This is a genomic window from Streptomyces sp. NPDC021093 (assembly GCF_044333135.1).
GTDB lineage: Bacteria > Actinomycetota > Actinomycetes > Streptomycetales > Streptomycetaceae > Streptomyces.
The window spans coordinates 1-1,531 of the sequence record NZ_JBIRQJ010000027.1; the positions used below are offsets into that span (position 1 = coordinate 1).

The following is a 1,531-nucleotide window of genomic DNA, read 5'->3' on the forward strand; positions in this document are numbered from 1 at the left end:
CTAAGAGCTGTCCCGTAACTGATCTTTGAGTTGTTGGGGCAGGGTCGTTTACCTACCCGTCGAGGGCGAGGTTGTGCATCCGGGCGATGCCGAGCATGGCGTGGTGAACGCCGTCGCCTTTGAGTCGGCAGTCGCGGAGGATCTTCCAAGTCTTCATGCGGGCGAATACATGCTCGACGCGGGCGCGGACCTGCTTGTGGGTCTTGTTGTGAGCCTGTTTCCACTTGGGGAGTTCTTCGCCTGCGCGGCGGCGGTGTGGCATGACGAGTCCGGTGCCCGGATAGCCGCCGTCGGCGATCGTGATGGTGCTGCCGACGGCGTTCTTCGCGCCGGAGTCCGCCCATGCCTTGCAGCCGTTGCGATTGCCCGGCAATGGTCGGCCAACGACGACGACCAGGCGACTATCTGCGTCGATGACCACCTGGTGGTTGGTGGAGTACCGGTAGTTCTTCGACTGCTCAGCGATCGTGTGATCACGGGTGGGCACCAGGGTGCCGTCCACGATGAGCACGGTGTCCTTGCGGAACCTCTGGCGGGGCTGAAGCGCGAGCCGTGGGCCGAGGTGGTTGATGATGCGGTCCGCAGCCGACTTGGAGACGCCGAACAGCGGAGCAAGCTGGCGGAGCGTTAAGTTCGTGCGCCAGTAGGCCATGACCAGCAACAGCCGGTCCTCCAGCGGCAGGCCCCACGGCCGCCCTCGGCAGGCGGTGTCGGCCTCCCCGCGCCGCAGCATGGTCACCAGCTTCGCGAACTGGCGCGGGCTCAGCCCGGTATACGGGGATATCCAGGACGGCTCCGACGCCGTGATCAGACCAGCCACACCGGGATCATCACATCAGACCGGCCGCCGCCAAGACGGTTGTCGCAGCTACGCTTCCACAGCGCAGTTGATGTTGAGCAAGGGAGAGTTCATGAGTCGGCCACTGCTGTTCCTTGATGTGGACGGGCCGCTCAACCCCTACGCGGCCCAGCCCGAGAGACGTCCCGACGGTTACACCACGCTCAGAGTGCCCCAGGACAGCGGGACTCCAAGCGAACACGCAGGACTTTCGGCCCGGCGGCGGCCCTTGCGGGTCTGGCTCAACTCGGAGCACGGACGAGCCATGCTCCGGCTCAACTACGAGCTGTGCTGGGCCACTACGTGGATGGACGACGCCAATCGGTGGATCGCCCCGGTGCTTGGCCTTCCCGAACTCCCCTTCGTCGACTTCGGCGACGCCCTGTTCCAAGAACGCCCCGACGGGGTCCACTGGAAGACTGGCCCTCTGGTGGACTACGCAGGCGGCCGTCCCTTTGCCTGGGTGGACGACGAGCAGAGCGGCCTCGATGACGTGTACGTAGCCGCCCACCACGAGGGCCCCGGGCTTCTCCACCACGTCAACCCGCGAATCGGCCTGCGCGAGGATGACTTCCGCACGCTCGCCGATTTCGCTCGATCACTGGACACCCCGCAAGCCACCGGCTGAGCACCCCACCACTCCACCCGACAGCTCCGTACGCGGTTCCGTGATCATTGCGGGACAAGCCTTAG

At 65.4% G+C, this 1,531-nt stretch carries 2 protein-coding genes; one reads left to right on the forward strand and one right to left on the reverse strand.

Going from position 1 to position 1,531, the window contains the following annotated elements; all coding sequences use genetic code 11:
* Positions 1-52: 52 nt before the first annotated feature.
* The gene (locus tag ACH4SP_RS42495; RefSeq protein ID WP_398423864.1) at positions 53-820 is read right to left on the reverse strand and encodes a transposase; all 768 of its coding nucleotides are present in this window, start codon (positions 818-820) and stop codon (positions 53-55) included.
* A gap of 91 nt (positions 821-911) precedes the next feature.
* On the opposite strand from ACH4SP_RS42495, the gene ACH4SP_RS42500 reads away from it, so the two are divergent.
* Positions 912-1,466, forward strand: a complete 555-nt coding sequence (locus ACH4SP_RS42500; protein ID WP_398423866.1) for a hypothetical protein — start codon at positions 912-914, stop codon at positions 1,464-1,466.
* Positions 1,467-1,531: the final 65 nt, after the last annotated feature.